Below are 15674 nucleotides of genomic sequence, written 5' to 3'. Positions count from 1 at the left end.
CGCTGCGGGAGGCCGCGGTGCGGTCGGCCCGCTGGCGGGGCGGCAACGTAGCCTTTCCGGGGCTCGCCGAGCGGGCCGCCGGTGCGGATCCGGCCGCGACGGGCCCGGTGGAGGCCGCCGGCGCGGACGGCGCGCGCTGATACGAAGATTCCGGAAAGGGAACACACGACGTATGGGTTTCGAACCGCCGCAGCGCCTGGTGCGCGCGCTCGGTGAGATGTACGGGGACGCCGCGGCGGCCGACTGGCTGGACGCGCTCCCCGCGCTGACCGGACAAGCGCTCACCGCCGGGGACGGCCTCACCGTGGAGCGGGTGGCCGCCCCCGGCGGGCGCAGCTCCCTGGTGGTCCTGGTGCGGCGGTCCGACGGGACCCCGGCAGCGTTGAAGATCGCCCCGCCGGTCGCCGGACCCGGGCTGGAGCGGGCGGCGCTGGAGCACTGGAACGGGTGGGGCGCGGTGAAGCCCCTGGACGCGCCGGAGCTCGACGCGTCCGGCGCGCTGCTGCTGGAGCGGCTGCACCACGAGGTGTCGCTGCGCTCGCTGCCGGAGGCGAAGGCGCTGCTGGAGGCGGCGGGCACGCTGCGGCGGCTGTGGGTGGACCCGCCGGCCGGGCACGCCTTCGAGAGCGTGGCCGGGCGGACCGATCGCCAGAGCGCCGGGATGCGGGCGGCCGCCGAGGCCGATCCGGAGCTGGCGCCGCTGGTGGACGCGGCGCTCGCGGCGCGGGCGGAGCTGGTGGCGGGATCGCCCGAACTCCTGCTGCTGCACGGCAACTTCCGGCAGAGCAAGGTGTTCGCCGGGGAGCGGGCGCCGTGGCTGACGGTGGGGCCGGAACCGCTGGTGGGCGAGCGCGCCTATGACCTGGCGCGGCTGGTGCGGGACCGGGTGGAGGATCTGATCGCCTCCCCCGGCGGCCCGATGACGGCCCGACGACGGGTCAAGAGGCTGGCGGAGTCGCTGGAGGTGGAACAGGCGCGGCTGCACGGCTGGACGCTGTTCCGGGCCGTGGAGTCGGGCACCCGCGCGCTGGCGGAGGGGCGGCGGCAGATGGGCGAGGTCAATCTGGAGTTCGCGGGCTGGCTGTAGCGTTTCGCCGTCCGACGAGGAGGGCCCCCGCGCTGTGCGCGGGGGCCCTCCTCGTCGGCGTTGTGCGTGATCAGGCCAGGTCGGCCGTCAGGCGGGCGATCGCCTCGTCGACGGTCAGCTCCTCGCGCTCGCCGGTGCGGCGGTCCTTCAGCTCCAGGACGCCGTCGGCGGAGCGGCGGCCGGCGACCAGGATCTTGGGCACGCCGATCAGCTCGGAGTCGGTGAACTTCACCCCGGGCGAGACGCCGGGGCGGTCGTCGACCAGGACCCGCAGGCCCGCCGCGTTGAGCTTCTCCGAGACGTCGAGGGCCAGCTCCGTCTGGAGGGCCTTGCCCGCGGCGACGACGTGGACGTCGGCCGGGGCGACCTCGCGGGGCCAGCACAGGCCCTTGTCGTCGGCGGACTGCTCGGCGAGGGCGGCCACGGCGCGGGAGACGCCGATGCCGTACGAGCCCATCGTGACCCGGACGGGCTTGCCCTGCTGGCCGAGCACGTCGAGCTGGAAGGTGTCGGCGTACTTGCGGCCGAGCTGGAAGATGTGGCCGATCTCGATGGCGCGGTCCAGGGTCAGGCCGGTGCCGCACTTCGGGCAGGGGTCGCCCTCCTCGACCACGACGACGTCGAGGTACTGGTCGACCTCGAAGTCGCGGCCCGCGACGACGTTCCTCGCGTGCTTGCCCTCCTGGTTGGCGCCGGTGACCCAGGAGGTGCCGGGGGCGACGCGGGGGTCGGCGAGGTAGCGGACCTTCTCCAGGCCCTGGGGGCCGACGTAGCCGCGTACGAGGTCGTCGCGGCCGACGAAGTCCTCGGCGGTGACCAGCTCGACGACGGCGGGGGCCAGGTGCTCGCCGAGCTTGCCGAGGTCGACCTCGCGGTGGCCGGGGACGCCGACGGCCACGATCTCGCCGTCCACCTTGACCAGCAGGTTCTTCAGGGTGGCGGAGGCGGGGACGCCCAGGTGCGCGGCGAGCGTCTCGATGGTCGGGGTGTCGGGGGTGTCCAGCTCCTCGACCGCGCCGTGCGCCGAGCCGTCGACCGGGGCGAGGGCGAAGGTCACGGCCTCGGTGTTGGCGGCGTAGTCGCAGTTCGGGCAGTCCGCGAAGGTGTCCTCGCCGGCGGCGGCGGGGGCGAGGAACTCCTCGGAGGCGGAGCCGCCCATCGCGCCGGAGACGGCGGAGACGACGCGGTGGTCCAGGCCGAGACGCTCGAAGATCTTGATGTACGCGGCCCGGTGCAGGGCGTAGGAGTGCGCGAGGCCCTCGTCGGTGGTGTCGAAGCTGTACGAGTCCTTCATCTGGAACTCGCGGCCGCGGAGCACGCCGGAGCGGGGGCGGGCCTCGTCGCGGTACTTCGTCTGGATCTGGTAGAGCATCACCGGCAGGTCCTTGTAGGACGTGCACTGGTCCTTGACGGTCTGGGTGAAGATCTCCTCGTGGGTCGGGCCGAGGAGGTAGTCGCCGCCCTTGCGGTCCTTGAGGCGGAAGAGCAGGTCGCCGTACTCCTCCCAGCGGCCGGACGCCTCGTAGGGCTCCCTCGGCAGCAGGGCGGGCAGCAGGACCTCCTGGGCGCCGATGGCGTCCATCTCCTCGCGGACCACGTTCGAGATGTTGTCCAGGACCTTCTTGCCGAGCGGCAGCCAGGACCAGATGCCGGCCGCGTTGCGGCGGACGTACCCGGCGCGGACCAGCAGCTTGTGGCTGAGCGTCTCCGCGTCCGCCGGGTCGTCGCGCAGTGTCTTGACCATCAATCGGGACATGCGCTGGACCTGGGCCATGGTGAACTCCTGCTCGCAAGGGTGGTGAGCCCGAGGTTAACCGGGCGGTGCGGGCTGGCGGAAATCGATTCAGGCCCCGGGCCTCGCGCGCAGCAGCGGCAGGCTCGCGCCCATGACCGCGTACGGCTGCGGGGCGCTCGGGAAGACGACCTGGCGGGCCAGATCGCGGTAGCCCAGCGAGCGGTACAGCGTGCGGGCCGGGCTGTCCTTGTCGATCGCCGAGAGGATCGACCGGGGAAGACCGGCGGCGTCGGTGATGTCGGTGATCAGGGTGCGGCCGATGCCGCGCTGCTGGTGGTCCGGGTGGACGTGGAGTTCGGTGATGACGAAGGAGTCGTCGAGCCAGCCGTCGGAGCCGGTGGCCCGCAGATAGGGCTCGACGACGGTGGACCACCACTGGGTGCGGTCGTTGGGCAGCCCGTAGACGAAGCCGACGAGCCGTCCGTCGGGGGCGATGGCGCCGAGGGCGCGGGCGTGGGGGTGTTCCAGGTGCCTGAGGACGATGTGACGGCGTACGTCGATCTCGTCCTGGCTCAGTCCGAAGGCCGCCGCCTGGACGCGCAGGGCTTCGTCGACGCGGGCGGCCAGGTCGACGGGGCCGATCTCGGCGTCGGGGGCCGCGGAACCTTCTTCGGAGACTGCTGCTGCCATGCGGGAACCCTACTGGCCGGGGAGGGCGGTCAGAACCGCGAGTTCCGGGGGCACGCGCGCGGGGCGGTGCGGGACAGGACGCGCGTGGCGGTTCAGAACAGCACGCTCATGAACGCGCCGACCTCGCGGAAGCCGACACGGCGGTAGGCCTTGCGGGCGGGGGTGTTGTAGTCGTTCACGTACAGGCTGACGACGGGGGCGACGTCGGCCAGGGCGTAGCGCAGGACGGCGGCCATGCCTGATTCGGAGAGGCCCTTGCCCCGGTGTTCGGGGGCGACCCAGACGCCCTGGATCTGGCAGGCCTGCGGGGTGGCCGCGCCGATCTCCGCCTTGAAGACGACCTTGCCGTCGTCGATGCGGGCGAAGGAGCGGCCGGTGCCGATGAGTTCGGCGACGCGGGCCTGGTAGAGGAGTCCGCCGTCGCCGGCGAGCGGGGAGATGCCGACCTCCTCGGTGAACATCGCCACACAGGCCGGCATCAGGACCTCGGTCTCGTCCTTGCGGATGCGGCGGACGAGCGGGTCGGGCGTGACGTCGGCGGAGAGGCTCTCGGTGACCATGAGGGGCTGGTTGGCGCGGACCTCGCGGGCGGGCCCCCAGCTGGGTTCGAGGAGCCGCCAGAGTTGGGTGGTGGGTTCGGCGGGGCCGACGATGGAGGAGCAGCGGCGGCCGGCCCTGCGGGCCCGGTCGGCGAAGGCGCGGACGGCCTCGGGTCCGGCGCAGATGGGGACGAGGTTGGCGCCGGAGTAGCACAGGGAACGGAGCATGCCGTCGGCGTACCAGCCCCACATCTCGCCGCCGAGGCGCCAGGGGTCGAGCCCGGCGACCTGCACGCGGGACGTCACGAAGGCGTTGGCCACCGGCTGGCTCTCCAGGATGGCGAGCGCTGCTTGGAGGTCGCTGGGTTCGAGGACCCGGGTGGTGGTCTGCGTCAACACGAGGGGGCCTCACCATGCGGTCTGCTGATTTCCGCACTTTAACCGACGAACCTGTCGAACGCCGCTCGAGTCCGGAAGACGGCCTCCGGGCAGGGCGGTGGTGCGGGCGGGAGCCGGTGCCCGGACACGCCGCCGCCCCACCGGGCGCGGGGCCCGGTGGGGCGGCGGTGAGCGGGGAGGGCGCGGGTCAGCTGATGGAGACCTCGGGCTCGCCGGACGTGATGCCGTCCTTCTCCATCTGTTCGGCGATCTTCATGGCCTCTTCGATGAGGGTCTCGACGATCTTCGACTCGGGGACGGTCTTGATGACCTCGCCCTTCACGAAAATCTGGCCCTTGCCGTTGCCGGAGGCGACGCCGAGGTCGGCCTCGCGGGCCTCGCCGGGGCCGTTGACGACGCAGCCCATGACCGCGACGCGGAGCGGGACCTCCATGCCCTCCAGGCCGGCGCTGACCTGGTCGGCGAGCTTGTAGACGTCGACCTGGGCGCGGCCGCAGGACGGGCAGGAGACGATCTCCAGGCGGCGCTGCTTGAGGTTGAGCGCCTCCAGGATCTGCAGGCCGACCTTGACCTCCTCGGCCGGCGGGGCCGAGAGGGAGACGCGGATGGTGTCGCCGATGCCCTCGGAGAGGAGCGCGCCGAACGCGACGGCCGACTTGATGGTGCCCTGGAACGCCGGTCCGGCCTCGGTGACGCCGAGGTGCAGCGGGTAGTCGCTCTGGGCGGCGAGCTGGCGGTAGGCGTTGACCATCACGACCGGGTCGTTGTGCTTGACCGAGATCTTGATGTCGCCGAAGCCGTGCTCCTCGAAGAGGGACGCCTCCCACAGGGCGGACTCGACGAGGGCCTCGGGGGTGGCCTTGCCGTACTTCTTCAGGAGCCGCGCGTCCAGGGAGCCGGCGTTGACGCCGATCCGGATCGGGGTGCGGGTCTCGGCGGCCGCCTTCGCGATCTCCTTGACCTTGTCGTCGAACTGCTTGATGTTGCCCGGGTTCACCCGGACCGCGGCGCAGCCGGCGTCGATCGCGGCGAAGACGTACTTCGGCTGGAAGTGGATGTCGGCGATCACCGGGATCTGTGATTTCCGGGCGATCGTGGCGAGCGCGTCGGCGTCGTCCTGCGTCGGGCACGCGACCCGGACGATCTGGCAGCCGGACGCCGTCAGCTCGGCGATCTGCTGGAGCGTGGCGCCGATGTCGGACGTGCGGGTCGTCGTCATCGACTGCACGGAGACGGGCGCGTCGCCGCCGACCGCGACCGAGCCGACCTGGATCTGTCGGCTGACCCTTCGGTCGGCGAGCTTGGTCGGAACGGCCGGCATTCCGAGAGAAATCGCAGTCATGCGCTGTGCATCCCCAAGGTGTGGATCAAGGTCCCGAGATCGGCGGGCTCCAGCCTTCGAGGTTACGGCACGGGAGGCTGGACGGAAGCACCGTGTCGACAAGTCCACCCATTGGTGGGCGGCCGGACACGGAGGGTGTGCCCGGCCGACACCTGTGCGGCGGGAGGGGCGATCAGGAGATCTTGACGGGGTTCACGATGTCGGCCACCAGGACCAGCAGCGTGAAGCAGATGAAGAGTCCGGCGACCACGTAGGCGACCGGCATCAGCCGGGCCACGTCGAAGGGGCCCGGGTCGGGGCGCCGGAAGACCTTGGCCACATTGCGCCGGAGGGACTCCCAGAGCGCGCCCGCGATGTGCCCGCCGTCCAGCGGGAGCAGCGGCAGCATGTTGAACAGGAACAGCGAGAGGTTGAAGCCCGCGAGCAGGAACAGCATCATCGCGACCTGGTTCTGCGCCGGGATGTCGAGGTTCATCACCTCGCCGCCGATCCGGGCCGCGCCCACGACGCCGACCGGCGAGTCGTCGGCCCGTTGGCCGTCGCTGAAGGCGGCGTCCCAGAGGGCCGGGATCTTGGACGGCAGGGCGATGATCGAGTCGACGCCGTTCTCGATCATGTCGCCCATGCGGACGGTGGAGTCGACGAAGGAGAGCGGCACGATCTCGGTCTGCGCGGCAAAGCCCAGGTAGCCCGCCTTGACGAACTGGTCCGGGACGACCTGGCCGTTGCCGTCCTTCTTCGCGACGGCGTTCTCGCGCAGGACGGCGTCGAGGGTCACTTCCTTGCCGTCGCGCTCGACGACGAGGGTGGCGGGGCCGATGGTCTCGCGGATGCGGTCCGAGAGCGTCGCCCAGTCGTCGACCTTCTTCCCGTCGAAGGCGATGATCTTGTCGCCCTCCCGGAGTCCGGCGGCCTTGGCGGGTGAGACCGGGTCGCTGTCCTTGCAGGTCTCACGCTTGTCGCTCTGCGAGATGACGCACTGCTGGACGCCGGCGACCTCCGTGGTCTGCGTCTGGAAGCCGAAGGTCATCGCGACGCCCATGAAGATGGCGACCGCGAGGATCAGGTTCATGAAGGGGCCGGCAAACATCACGATGACGCGCTTCCACGGCTTGCGCGTGTAGAAGAGCCGCTTCTCGTCGCCCGGTTCCAGCTCCTCGAAGGCGGCGGAGCGGGCGTCCTCGATCATGCCCCGCCACGGTGAGGTGGAACGGGCTTCGAGGCGGCCGTCGGGTCCTGGCGGGAACATCCCGATCATGCGGATGTAGCCGCCGGCCGGGATGGCCTTGATGCCGTACTCCGTGTCGCCCTTCTTCTTCGACCAGATCGTCGGGCCGAAGCCGACCATGTACTGCGGGACCCGGATGCCGAACATCTTGGCCGTGGAGAGGTGGCCCAGCTCGTGCCAGGCGATGGAGAAGAGCAGGCCCACGACGAAGACGGCGATCCCCACGACCGTCAGCAGGACCGAGGTCAGACTCATGCGCGCGCCTCCGCTGTCGCTTTCGCCGAGAGTTCCCGGGCCCGTGCGCGGGCCCACGTTTCCGCTTCGAGGACGTCCGCGACGCTGAGCGAGGTTCCCGGGGCGGGGGTGCCGTGTTCGGACACCACAGCGGTGACCGTATCCATGATTCCGTTGAAGGGCAGCTGTCCGGCGAGGAAAGCGTCCACGCACTCCTCGTTCGCCGCGTTGAAGACGGCCGGCGCGGTGCCTCCGAGCGCGCCCACGTGGCGGGCGAGGCCGACCGACGGGAAGGCCTCGGTGTCCAGCGGGAAGAACTCCCAGCTGGAGGCCTTCGTCCAGTCGAAGGCGGGGGCGGCGTCCGGGACGCGCTGGGGCCAGCCGAGCCCGATCGCGATGGGGCCGCCCATGTCCGGCGGGGTGGCCTGGGCGAGCGTGGAGCCGTCGCTGAACTCGACCATGGAGTGCACGTAGGACTGCGGGTGGACCACGACCTCGATCCGGTCGAACGGGATGTCGTAGAGGAGGTGCGCCTCGATGACCTCCAGGCCCTTGTTGACCAGGGTCGCGGAGTTGATGGTGATGACCGGTCCCATCGCCCAGGTCGGGTGGGCGAGCGCCTGCTCCCGGGTGACGTCGGCCAGTTCGTCGCGCGTACGGCCCCGGAAGGGTCCGCCGGAGGCGGTGACGACGAGCCTGCGGACGTCGGCGCGGGTGCCCGCGGCCAGCGCCTGGAAGAGCGCGGCGTGCTCGGAGTCGACCGGGATGATCTGGCCGGGGGCGGCGAGCGCCTTCACCAGCGGGCCGCCGACGATCAGCGACTCCTTGTTGGCGAGGGCGAGCGTGCGGCCCGCCTTCAGCGCGGCCAGGGTCGGGGCGAGTCCGATGGAACCGGTGATGCCGTTGAGCACGGTGTGGCAGGCGCTCGCGGCGAGGGTGGTGGCCGCGTCGGGTCCGGCCAGGATCTCGGGGAGCGGCTCGCCGGGCCCGTAACTCTCCCGCAGCGCCGCGCGCAGGGCGGGGACCGCGTCCTCGGCGGCGACCGCGACCGTGTCGACCCGCAGCCGGCGGGCCTGCTCGGCCAGCAGGGCGACCCGGCCGCCGGCGGCCGAGAGCGCCGTGACCCGGAAACGGTCGGGGTTGCGCAGGACCAGGTCGATGGCCTGGGTGCCGATGGACCCGGTGGAGCCGAGGATCACGAGATCCCGGCGGCCGTCCGCGGCGTCGAAGACGAGATGCGGATCGGCGAGGGGGGCGGGGCTGTCGCTCATGCCCCCCATTGTTGCCGCTCCGGCTGTGTGCGGGGACAGCGCGTCCCGGTGGGGCGCGTTGGCGGCTTCCCCCGGCGCTCTTCGAGGTCGCGTCACCGCGCCGCGCGGTGGTACGTCACCGGGCCACGAGCTGGTACGTCAGCGGGCCGCGAGGTCCCCGTCGCGTAGGGGCGATGGCGGCGAGGGTCGGCATGGTGTCGGAGATGTCGCGCATGTTGACGGCGAGTCCGCGCAGCCGGCCGGTGGAGCGGACGGTGGTGGCGTCGGCGCCCGCCTCCACCTCGGCGCCCATGGCGCGCGGGACGTCGACGAAGCGCGGGTCGCCCTGGGCGGCGGGCGGGCCGGGTGGGGTGCCTCGGGTGCGTGGACGCGCCCCGCCCGCCCGGCGCGGCTCAGCGCACCGGGCGGTGCTGGTTCTCCCGGACGGAGGGCCCCGGGGTGGCGTCCGCGATCCAGGGCCCCTCGCCACTGGGGTCGACGACGCCCTCCTCCAGCCAGGCGTACGTCCCCGACAGGACGCCGTCGACGACGCGCCGGTCGAGGTCGTCGGTGTTGGACCACAGACGGGCGAACAGCTCCTCGACCCGGATGCGGGCCTGCCGGCAGAAGGCGTCCGCGAGCTGGTAGGCCTCGCGGCCGTGCTCTCCCGTCCCGCGCAGGTGCTCGGCGCGGACGCAGGCGGCGCTCATCGCGAAGAGTTCCGCCCCGATGTCGACGATCCGGCCGAGGAAGCCCTGCTTCGTCTCCATCCGCCCCTGCCAGCGGGACATGGCGTAGAACGTGGACCGGGCGAGCTTGCGCGACGACCGCTCGACGTACCGGAGGTGCCCGGAGAGATCGCGGTGGCCGGAGGGGTGGAACTCGGCGTACGTACCCGGGAGTTGCCCGGCTCCCGTGACCAGTTGGGGCAGCCAGCGGGCGTAGAAGCCGGCGGCGTTCGCACCCGCCCTGGCCTTGGCGGAGAACGGCTTGTCGGGGTCGATGATGTCCCCCGCGACCTTGAGGTGGGCGTCGACGGCCTCGCGGGCGATCAGCAGGTGCATGATCTCGGTGGAGCCCTCGAAGATCCGGTTGATCCGCATGTCCCGGAGCATCTGCTCGGCGGGCACGGCCCGTTCGCCGCGGGCGGCCAGCGACGCGGCGGTCTCGAAGCCTCGGCCACCGCGGATCTGGACCAGTTCGTCGGCGATCAGCCAGCCCATCTCGGAGCCGTAGAGCTTGGCGAGGGCGGCCTCGATGCGGATGTCGTTGCGGTCCTCGTCGGCCATCTGCGAGGAGAGGTCGACGATGGCCTCCAGGGCGAAGGTGGTGGCCGCGATGAACGAGACCTTCGCGCCGACCGCCTCGTGCCGGGCGACGGGCCTGCCCCACTGTTCCCGGACGCCGGACCATTCGCGGGCGATCTTCAGGGACCACTTGCCCACGCCCACGCACATCGCGGGCAGCGAGAGGCGGCCGGTGTTGAGGGTGGTCAGGGCGATCTTCAGACCGGCCCCCTCGGGCCCGATCCGGCAGGCGCCGGACACCCGGACCCGGTGGAAGCGGGTGACGCCGTTCTCGATGCCGCGCAGGCCCATGAACGCGTTGCGGTGCTCCACGGTGACGCCGGGGGCGTCGGCCTCGACGACGAAGGCGGTGATGCCGCCGGGGTGGCCCTCGGAGACGGGGACCCGGGCCATGACGACCAGGAGGTCGGCGACGACGCCGTTGGTGGTCCAGAGCTTCACCCCGTCGAGGACGTAGTCCGGCCCGTCGGGCACCGCGGAGGTGGCGAGGCGGGCCGGGTCCGAGCCGACGTCCGGCTCGGTCAGCAGGAACGCGGAGATGTCGGTGGTGGCCAGCCGGGGCAGGAAGACGTTCTTCTGCTCCTGGGTACCGAAGATCTTCAGGGGCTGCGGTACGCCGATCGACTGATGCGCGGAGAGCAGGGCGCCGATCGCGGGGCTGGCCGAGCCGGCCAGGGCGAGCGCCTTGTTGTAGTACACCTGGGTGAGGCCGAGCCCGCCGTACTTGGTCTCGATCTTCATCCCGAGGGCGCCGAGCTCCTTGAGACCGGCGATCACCTCGTCGGGGATCTTCGCCTCCCGCTCGATCCGCGCGCTGTCGACGCGCGTCTCGCAGAACGTGCGCAGCCGCGCCAGGAACTCCTCGCCGCGCCGGATGTCGTCGGGCGGCGGCAAGGGGTGCGGATGGATCAGATCCAGGCGGAGGCGCCCCAGGAACAGTTCCTTGGCGAAGCTGGGCTTGCGCCAGTCCTGCTCCCGGGCGGCCTCGGCGACCCGTCGCGCCTCGCGTTCGGTGACCTTGGGCGCCCCGGGGGCCCGAGGGGTGTTGTGTGGTGCGGACATGAGGGACCTCACCTCGCCGCGCGCCACCGGACGGATGGGCACCCGGACCTGGACGCACGGACTGCTAGTCGCTGCTTACTGGTCCGTATGTAACCCGCGTACCCGTGGTTCGGCACCCGCACCGGTGCCCGCGCGCGAAGACACGGGCGGCCCGAACCCCCGCACAGTGGGTTCGGGCCGCCCGCCGCGCCCCCGCCCGCACCCGCTGTCCAGGCGGGGGCGCGGGCGGGGTCGTCCGGGGTGTTACAGGGCGAGGCCGGTGAGGACCAGGACGCGCTCGTAGGTGTAGTCGTCCATGGCGTAGCGCACGCCCTCGCGGCCGACGCCGGACTGCTTGGCGCCGCCGTACGGCATCTGGTCGGCGCGGTACGAGGGGACGTCGCCGATGATCACGCCGCCGACCTCCAGGGCGCGGTGGGCGCGGAAGGCGGTCTGGAGGTCGTGGGTGAAGACGCCTGCCTGGAGGCCGTACGGGGAGGAGTTGACGGCGGCGAACGCCTCGGCCTCGCCGTCCACCTTCTGGAGGGACATGACCGGGCCGAAGACCTCTTCGCAGGAGAGCTTCACGTCGTCGGGGAGGCCGGCGAGGACGGTCGGGGCGTAGGTGGCCCCGTCGCGCTTGCCGCCGGTGAGCAGCTCGGCGCCGCCCTGGACGGCCTCGTCGACCCAGGACTCGACGCGCTTCGCGGCGTCCTCGCTGACGAGGGGGCCGACATCGGTGGCGGCGTCGGCCGGGTCACCGGTGACCAGTGCCTCGACGGCGGCGACGATCTTGGGGACGAGCCGGTCGTAGACGGCGGCGTCGGCGATGACGCGCTGCACGGAGATGCAGGACTGGCCGCCCTGGTAGTTGGAGAAGGTGGCGATCCGGGTGGCGGCCCAGTCGAGGTCCGCCTCCGACGCGTAGTCGCCGAGGACGACCGCCGCGCCGTTGCCGCCGAGCTCCAGGGTGCAGTGCTTGCGGGGCACCGACTCCATGATCGCGTAGCCGACCGGGCCCGAGCCGGTGAAGGAGATGACCGGCAGCCGCTCGTCCTGGACGAGGGCGGGCATCCTGTCGTTCGGGACCGTCAGGACGGACCAGGAGCCGGCCGGCAGGTCGGTCTCGGCCAGCAGCTCGCCCAGGATCAGCGAGGAGATCGGGGTGGCCGGGGCCGGCTTGAGGATGATCGGAGCGCCGACGGCGATGGCCGGGGCGACCTTGTGGGCGCTGAGGTTCAGCGGGAAGTTGAAGGGCGCGATGCCGAGGACGGCGCCGCGCGGGAAGCGCCGGGTCAGGCCGAGGCGGCCGGTGCCGCCGAGGTCGGTGTCGAGCCGCTGGGCCTCGCCGCCGTTGAAGCGGCGGGCCTCCTCGGCGGCGAACCGGAACACGGACACGGCCCGGCCGACCTCGCCGCGCGCCCACTTGATCGGCTTGCCGTTCTCCGCCGAGATCAGCTGGGCGATTTCCTCGGTGCGCTCCGTCAGCCGCCGTACGACGTGGTCGAGCGCGGCGGCCCGTACGTGTGCCGGGGTGGCCGCGAACTCGTCGCGCACCGCGTGGGCGGCGGCGACGGCCTCCTCGACCTGGGCGTCGGTCGGCACGCTGACGGTGCCGACGAGGCGTCCGTCGTACGGGTTGGTGACGTCGAAGCTGTCGGCACCGGTGGCCTGGCGGCCGGCCACCCAGAAGGCGTGGGGCGAAGTCATGGAGGTTCCGGCCCTTCGGAGGTCGTGAGGAAGTCATGGCGAGGTCGTGACGGGGGTCGTGGTGAAGGTCGTGGCGCCCGGAAGGCTCCCCTCCCCGGTCCCACGGTAGGGCGGGGAGGCGCTCAGGGCGTTTGTCCGGCGTGGAGCGGAGCGGGCGGCGGGTGCTCCGAATTGGCGGAGGCGGCGCCACCGGATCGCTCCGGCACGGCCGCCCCGGGGCTCCCCGTACGCCGGACGAGATCCGGTACGAGGGTGAGCAGGCCGGCCACCGCGAGTCCCGCGCCCAGCCAGAGGGGAGCCCGCAGGCCGAACCGGTCGACGCCCACGCCGCCCAGTGCCGAGCCGAGGACCACGCCGAAGGTGATGAAGGAGCTGTGCACGGTGTTGACGAGCGGCCGGGCGTTGCCCCTGCGCTGCACCCGCGTGACCAGGGCCGGGTTCATGGTGACCCCGACGAGGCCGATGCCCAGCATGCAGAGCACCGCCCAGATCCCGAATCCGGCCAGCAGGGCGAACCCGGCCAGGAACACCACGTTCAGGGACAGGCCGCCGAGCAGGACCGGGAGGGCGTACCGGTCGGCGAGGCGGCCGACGACGGTGTTGCCGATCACCGTGGCGGCGCCGTAGGCCAGGAGCAGCAGCGGGACCGTGCCCGAGGAGAACCCGGTGACCTCGGTGAGGATCGGGTTGAGGTAGCTGAAGGCGGAGAAGGTGGCCCCGATGACCATGGTGCTGGTGAGGAGCGTGAGCCAGAGCCGAGGGGCGCGGAAGACCGTCAGTTCGGTGCGGAACGTGCCGCTGCCCTCCGGCCGATCCGCCCGTTCCACGCCGATCAGCGTGCACAGGGCGGCGGCGGCCGTCAGTGCGGAGATGACCCAGAACGCGGCGCGCCAGCCGTACCGTTCGCCGGTCAGGGTGGCCAGCGGCAGCCCGAGCAGGGTGCCGAGCATCAGCCCGTTGAGGATGACCGCCACGGCCCGGCCGCGTGTCTCGGGGCGGGTGAGCTGGGAGCCGAGCGAGATCGCGACGCCGAAGAAGGCCTGCGAGGCGACCCCGGTGATGACCCGTGCGACCACCATGGCCGGGTAGCCGGATGCGGTGGCGGCCAGCACGTTGCCGGCCAGGAAGACCGGGAAGAGGACCATGAGCGCGGTCTTGGGCGGAAGACGCAGCAGGGCGACGGAGAGCAGTGGTCCGCCGAGCGCCATCGACAGGGCGAAGACGGTGATCAGGTAGCCGATCTGCGGGACGGTGACGCCCAGCCCCTCGGCCATCTGCGGCATCAGTCCCGCGACGACGAATTCACTGGTGACCATGGCGAAGATGCCGAAGGCCAGTACGTGGACGGCACGAGGCACGGTGGGGCCCCCTTTGTGGGTGCGATGAGGTTTTGTATCGAACGGTTCAAAACTTGAGCATGAGCAGGCAGCCGCACCCGAGGGCGCGGCGAGGCGGGAGCGTTCAGCGGATCAGGGCGTCCAGCGCGGTGTCGGCGACGGCCTGGACGGCCGCGCGGTCGGCTCCGCCCTGGGCCGTGACGCGCATGCCGCCGATGACGGCGTTGACGTAACGGGCGAGGGCGTCGGAGCCACGCGCGGAGGCGATGGAGCCGTCGCGCTGTCCGGCGGCGATGACGCCGGACAGGCCCCGCAGCCTGCGGGCGGCGTCCCGCTCCAGGAGCCGGGCGGCCTCCGGATCGCGGGACGCCAGCTCGACCGTGGAGTTGACCCCCAGGCAGCCCAGGCTGCGACCGTCGGGGCGGTGGTCGAACTCGTCGGCCACGACCTTGTCGAGCAGGGCGCGCACCCGCTCGCCGGGCGCGAGGGACTCGTCCTCGAGTACGGCGTCCTGAGCGTCGGCCATGGCGTCCAGGTAGCGCGCCAGCGAGCGTGCGAACAGCTCGCGCTTGCTCTGGAAGGTGTTGTAGATGCTGCTGCGCCCCAGCCCGGTGACGTCGCACAGGTCCTGGGTGGAGGTGGCCTCGTAGCCGTACTCCCAGAAGGTGCGCATCGCGGCGTCCAGGGCCCGCTCCTCGTCGAACTGTCTCGGTCGGGCCATGCCAGCACTCTAGGGTTTTGTACTGCTCGATGCAATACGGGCCGTGTCCGGCGCTCACCCCTCGGCGGGCGTCGCCGCCTCGGTCGCCTTGAGGGCGAGCCACAGCTCCATGCGGACGTCCGGGTCGTCCAGCGAGCGGCCCAGGATCTCCTCCACCCGGCGCATCCGGTAGCGCAGCGTGTGCCGGTGCACGCCCAGGTCGGCGGCGGCGGCGTCCCACTGGCCGTGGCGGGAGAGCCAGGCGCGCAGGGAGGCCACGAGGTCACCCCGGCCCTTGGCGTCGTGCTCGTACAGCGCGCGGAGCATGCCGTCGGCGAAGGCCCGTACCGCGTCGTCGGCGAGCAGCGGCAGCACCGAGCCGGCGGCCAGCTCCTCGTGCTCCACCAGGGCCCTGCCGCGGCGGCGGGCGACGGAGAGGGCCTGTTCGGCCTGCTTGTACGCGGCGGAGACGGCGATCGGGCCGGAGGGGGCGGAGAGGCCGACCACGACGTCGCTGTCCTCGGCACCGCCCTCGCGCGGGGCGCGGTCGTCCTGGGCCTCGGCGTAGGCGGCGCAGGCGGCGACGGCGGAACCGCCGTCCGCGGCGAGCACGACGACCCGCTCCCCCTCGGGGACCAGGAGCAGCGCCTCGCCGGTACGGGCGGCGGCGGCCTCCATCGTCTCGGTGAGCAGCTCGGGCCCCGCGGGTGCGGAGGCCTCGGCGATGAGCAGCCGGAACGGGGCGTCGAGCAGCCCGCCGTAGAGGTCTCCGGCGACCGCGCGCGCGTGGTCGGGCTGTCCGGCGAGCAGCATGCGCAGGACGGCGGCGCCCAGGCGTTGCTCGGCGCCCTGGAGGGCTCGGGAGCGGGCGGTGGTCAGGGTGAGCAGGGCGACGGCGGAGTGCACGGCGTAACGCTCGGCGGTGCCCAGCGCGGCACCGGTGCCGACGGCCAGCGCGCCGCGGGCCCGGCGGCCGGTGCCCAGCGACTGGAGCTCCACCCGGTCCTCGCTGTCGCCGACGACGACGCTGGCGGGGGCGGGACGGTCCCGGAGGCGCTCGACGTCGGGGGTGAGG

General features: G+C 72.4%; 13 protein-coding genes and 1 pseudogene. 2 read left to right on the top strand and 12 right to left on the bottom strand.

The window, feature by feature from the left end:
- Both CR470_RS40765 and CR470_RS26370 read left to right on the top strand, forming a co-directional pair.
- Positions 1 to 140 (top strand): annotated as a pseudogene (locus CR470_RS40765) (DUF4439 domain-containing protein); the annotation flags it as partial.
- Between the two features lie 32 nt (positions 141 to 172).
- Positions 173 to 1087 carry an aminoglycoside phosphotransferase family protein gene (locus tag CR470_RS26370; protein ID WP_097870023.1) on the top strand — a complete coding sequence of 305 codons (915 nt, stop codon included), beginning with the start codon at positions 173 to 175 and terminating at the stop codon, positions 1085 to 1087.
- Positions 1088 to 1157: 70 nt separating this feature from the next.
- On the opposite strand, the gene CR470_RS26365 is transcribed toward CR470_RS26370, so the two are convergent.
- The 12 genes from CR470_RS26365 to CR470_RS26310 all read right to left on the bottom strand — a co-directional run.
- Entirely contained in the window at positions 1158 to 2861 is a 1704-nt protein-coding gene (locus CR470_RS26365; RefSeq protein WP_097870022.1) for a proline--tRNA ligase, read from the bottom strand.
- Between the two features lie 69 nt (positions 2862 to 2930).
- Positions 2931 to 3512 (bottom strand): GNAT family N-acetyltransferase, encoded by a 582-nt coding sequence (locus CR470_RS26360; protein WP_097870021.1) that lies wholly within the window; start codon positions 3510 to 3512, stop codon positions 2931 to 2933.
- A gap of 92 nt (positions 3513 to 3604) precedes the next feature.
- Positions 3605 to 4450: a GNAT family N-acetyltransferase gene (locus tag CR470_RS26355; protein ID WP_097870020.1), complete on the bottom strand. Its 846-nt coding sequence runs from the start codon at positions 4448 to 4450 to the stop codon at positions 3605 to 3607.
- Positions 4451 to 4637: 187 nt separating this feature from the next.
- Positions 4638 to 5792, bottom strand: a complete 1155-nt coding sequence (gene ispG / locus CR470_RS26350) for a flavodoxin-dependent (E)-4-hydroxy-3-methylbut-2-enyl-diphosphate synthase (RefSeq protein WP_097870019.1) — start codon at positions 5790 to 5792, stop codon at positions 4638 to 4640.
- A gap of 172 nt (positions 5793 to 5964) precedes the next feature.
- On the bottom strand, positions 5965 to 7275 hold the full coding sequence (locus CR470_RS26345) for a M50 family metallopeptidase (RefSeq protein ID WP_097870018.1): 1311 nt from the start codon (positions 7273 to 7275) through the stop codon (positions 5965 to 5967).
- On the bottom strand, positions 7272 to 8525 hold the full coding sequence (gene dxr / locus CR470_RS26340; RefSeq protein ID WP_097870024.1) for a 1-deoxy-D-xylulose-5-phosphate reductoisomerase: 1254 nt from the start codon (positions 8523 to 8525) through the stop codon (positions 7272 to 7274). The genes CR470_RS26345 and dxr overlap by 4 nt, the downstream gene beginning before the upstream one ends.
- A gap of 115 nt (positions 8526 to 8640) precedes the next feature.
- Complete coding sequence (locus CR470_RS41365) at positions 8641 to 8994, bottom strand: hypothetical protein (protein WP_373561444.1); 354 nt, start codon at positions 8992 to 8994, stop codon at positions 8641 to 8643.
- Positions 8918 to 10873 carry an acyl-CoA dehydrogenase family protein gene (locus CR470_RS26330; protein ID WP_097870017.1) on the bottom strand — a complete coding sequence of 652 codons (1956 nt, stop codon included), beginning with the start codon at positions 10871 to 10873 and terminating at the stop codon, positions 8918 to 8920. The genes CR470_RS41365 and CR470_RS26330 overlap by 77 nt, the downstream gene beginning before the upstream one ends.
- Positions 10874 to 11116: 243 nt before the next feature.
- On the bottom strand, positions 11117 to 12562 hold the full coding sequence (locus CR470_RS26325; RefSeq protein ID WP_097870016.1) for an aldehyde dehydrogenase family protein: 1446 nt from the start codon (positions 12560 to 12562) through the stop codon (positions 11117 to 11119).
- 122 nt (positions 12563 to 12684) lie between these two features.
- Entirely contained in the window at positions 12685 to 13920 is a 1236-nt protein-coding gene (locus tag CR470_RS26320) for an MFS transporter (protein WP_097870015.1), read from the bottom strand.
- A gap of 103 nt (positions 13921 to 14023) precedes the next feature.
- The gene (locus CR470_RS26315; protein WP_097870014.1) at positions 14024 to 14620 is read right to left on the bottom strand and encodes a TetR/AcrR family transcriptional regulator; all 597 of its coding nucleotides are present in this window, start codon (positions 14618 to 14620) and stop codon (positions 14024 to 14026) included.
- Between the two features lie 54 nt (positions 14621 to 14674).
- Positions 14675 to 15674, bottom strand: a 1000-nt coding sequence (locus CR470_RS26310; protein WP_179892378.1) for a PucR family transcriptional regulator, incomplete at its 5' end; no start/stop codon positions are given.

This window comes from Streptomyces sp. rh34 (assembly GCF_002551245.1).
In the GTDB taxonomy this organism is placed as follows: domain Bacteria; phylum Actinomycetota; class Actinomycetes; order Streptomycetales; family Streptomycetaceae; genus Streptomyces.
The sequence above is the reverse complement of the archived record's forward strand: the minus strand, read 5'-3'. Positions and strand labels throughout refer to the sequence as shown.

Coding starts and splice junctions, on each gene's coding strand:
- CR470_RS26370 (WP_097870023.1), top strand. CDS start 173: ATGGGTTTCGAACCGCCGCAGCGCCTGGTGCGCGCGCTCGGTGAGATG.
- CR470_RS26365 (WP_097870022.1), bottom strand. CDS start 2,861: ATGGCCCAGGTCCAGCGCATGTCCCGATTGATGGTCAAGACACTGCGC.
- CR470_RS26360 (WP_097870021.1), bottom strand. CDS start 3,512: ATGGCAGCAGCAGTCTCCGAAGAAGGTTCCGCGGCCCCCGACGCCGAG.
- ispG (WP_097870019.1), bottom strand. CDS start 5,792: ATGACTGCGATTTCTCTCGGAATGCCGGCCGTTCCGACCAAGCTCGCC.
- CR470_RS26345 (WP_097870018.1), bottom strand. CDS start 7,275: ATGAGTCTGACCTCGGTCCTGCTGACGGTCGTGGGGATCGCCGTCTTC.
- dxr (WP_097870024.1), bottom strand. CDS start 8,525: ATGAGCGACAGCCCCGCCCCCCTCGCCGATCCGCATCTCGTCTTCGAC.
- CR470_RS26330 (WP_097870017.1), bottom strand. CDS start 10,873: ATGTCCGCACCACACAACACCCCTCGGGCCCCCGGGGCGCCCAAGGTC.
- CR470_RS26325 (WP_097870016.1), bottom strand. CDS start 12,562: ATGACTTCGCCCCACGCCTTCTGGGTGGCCGGCCGCCAGGCCACCGGT.
- CR470_RS26315 (WP_097870014.1), bottom strand. CDS start 14,620: ATGGCCCGACCGAGACAGTTCGACGAGGAGCGGGCCCTGGACGCCGCG.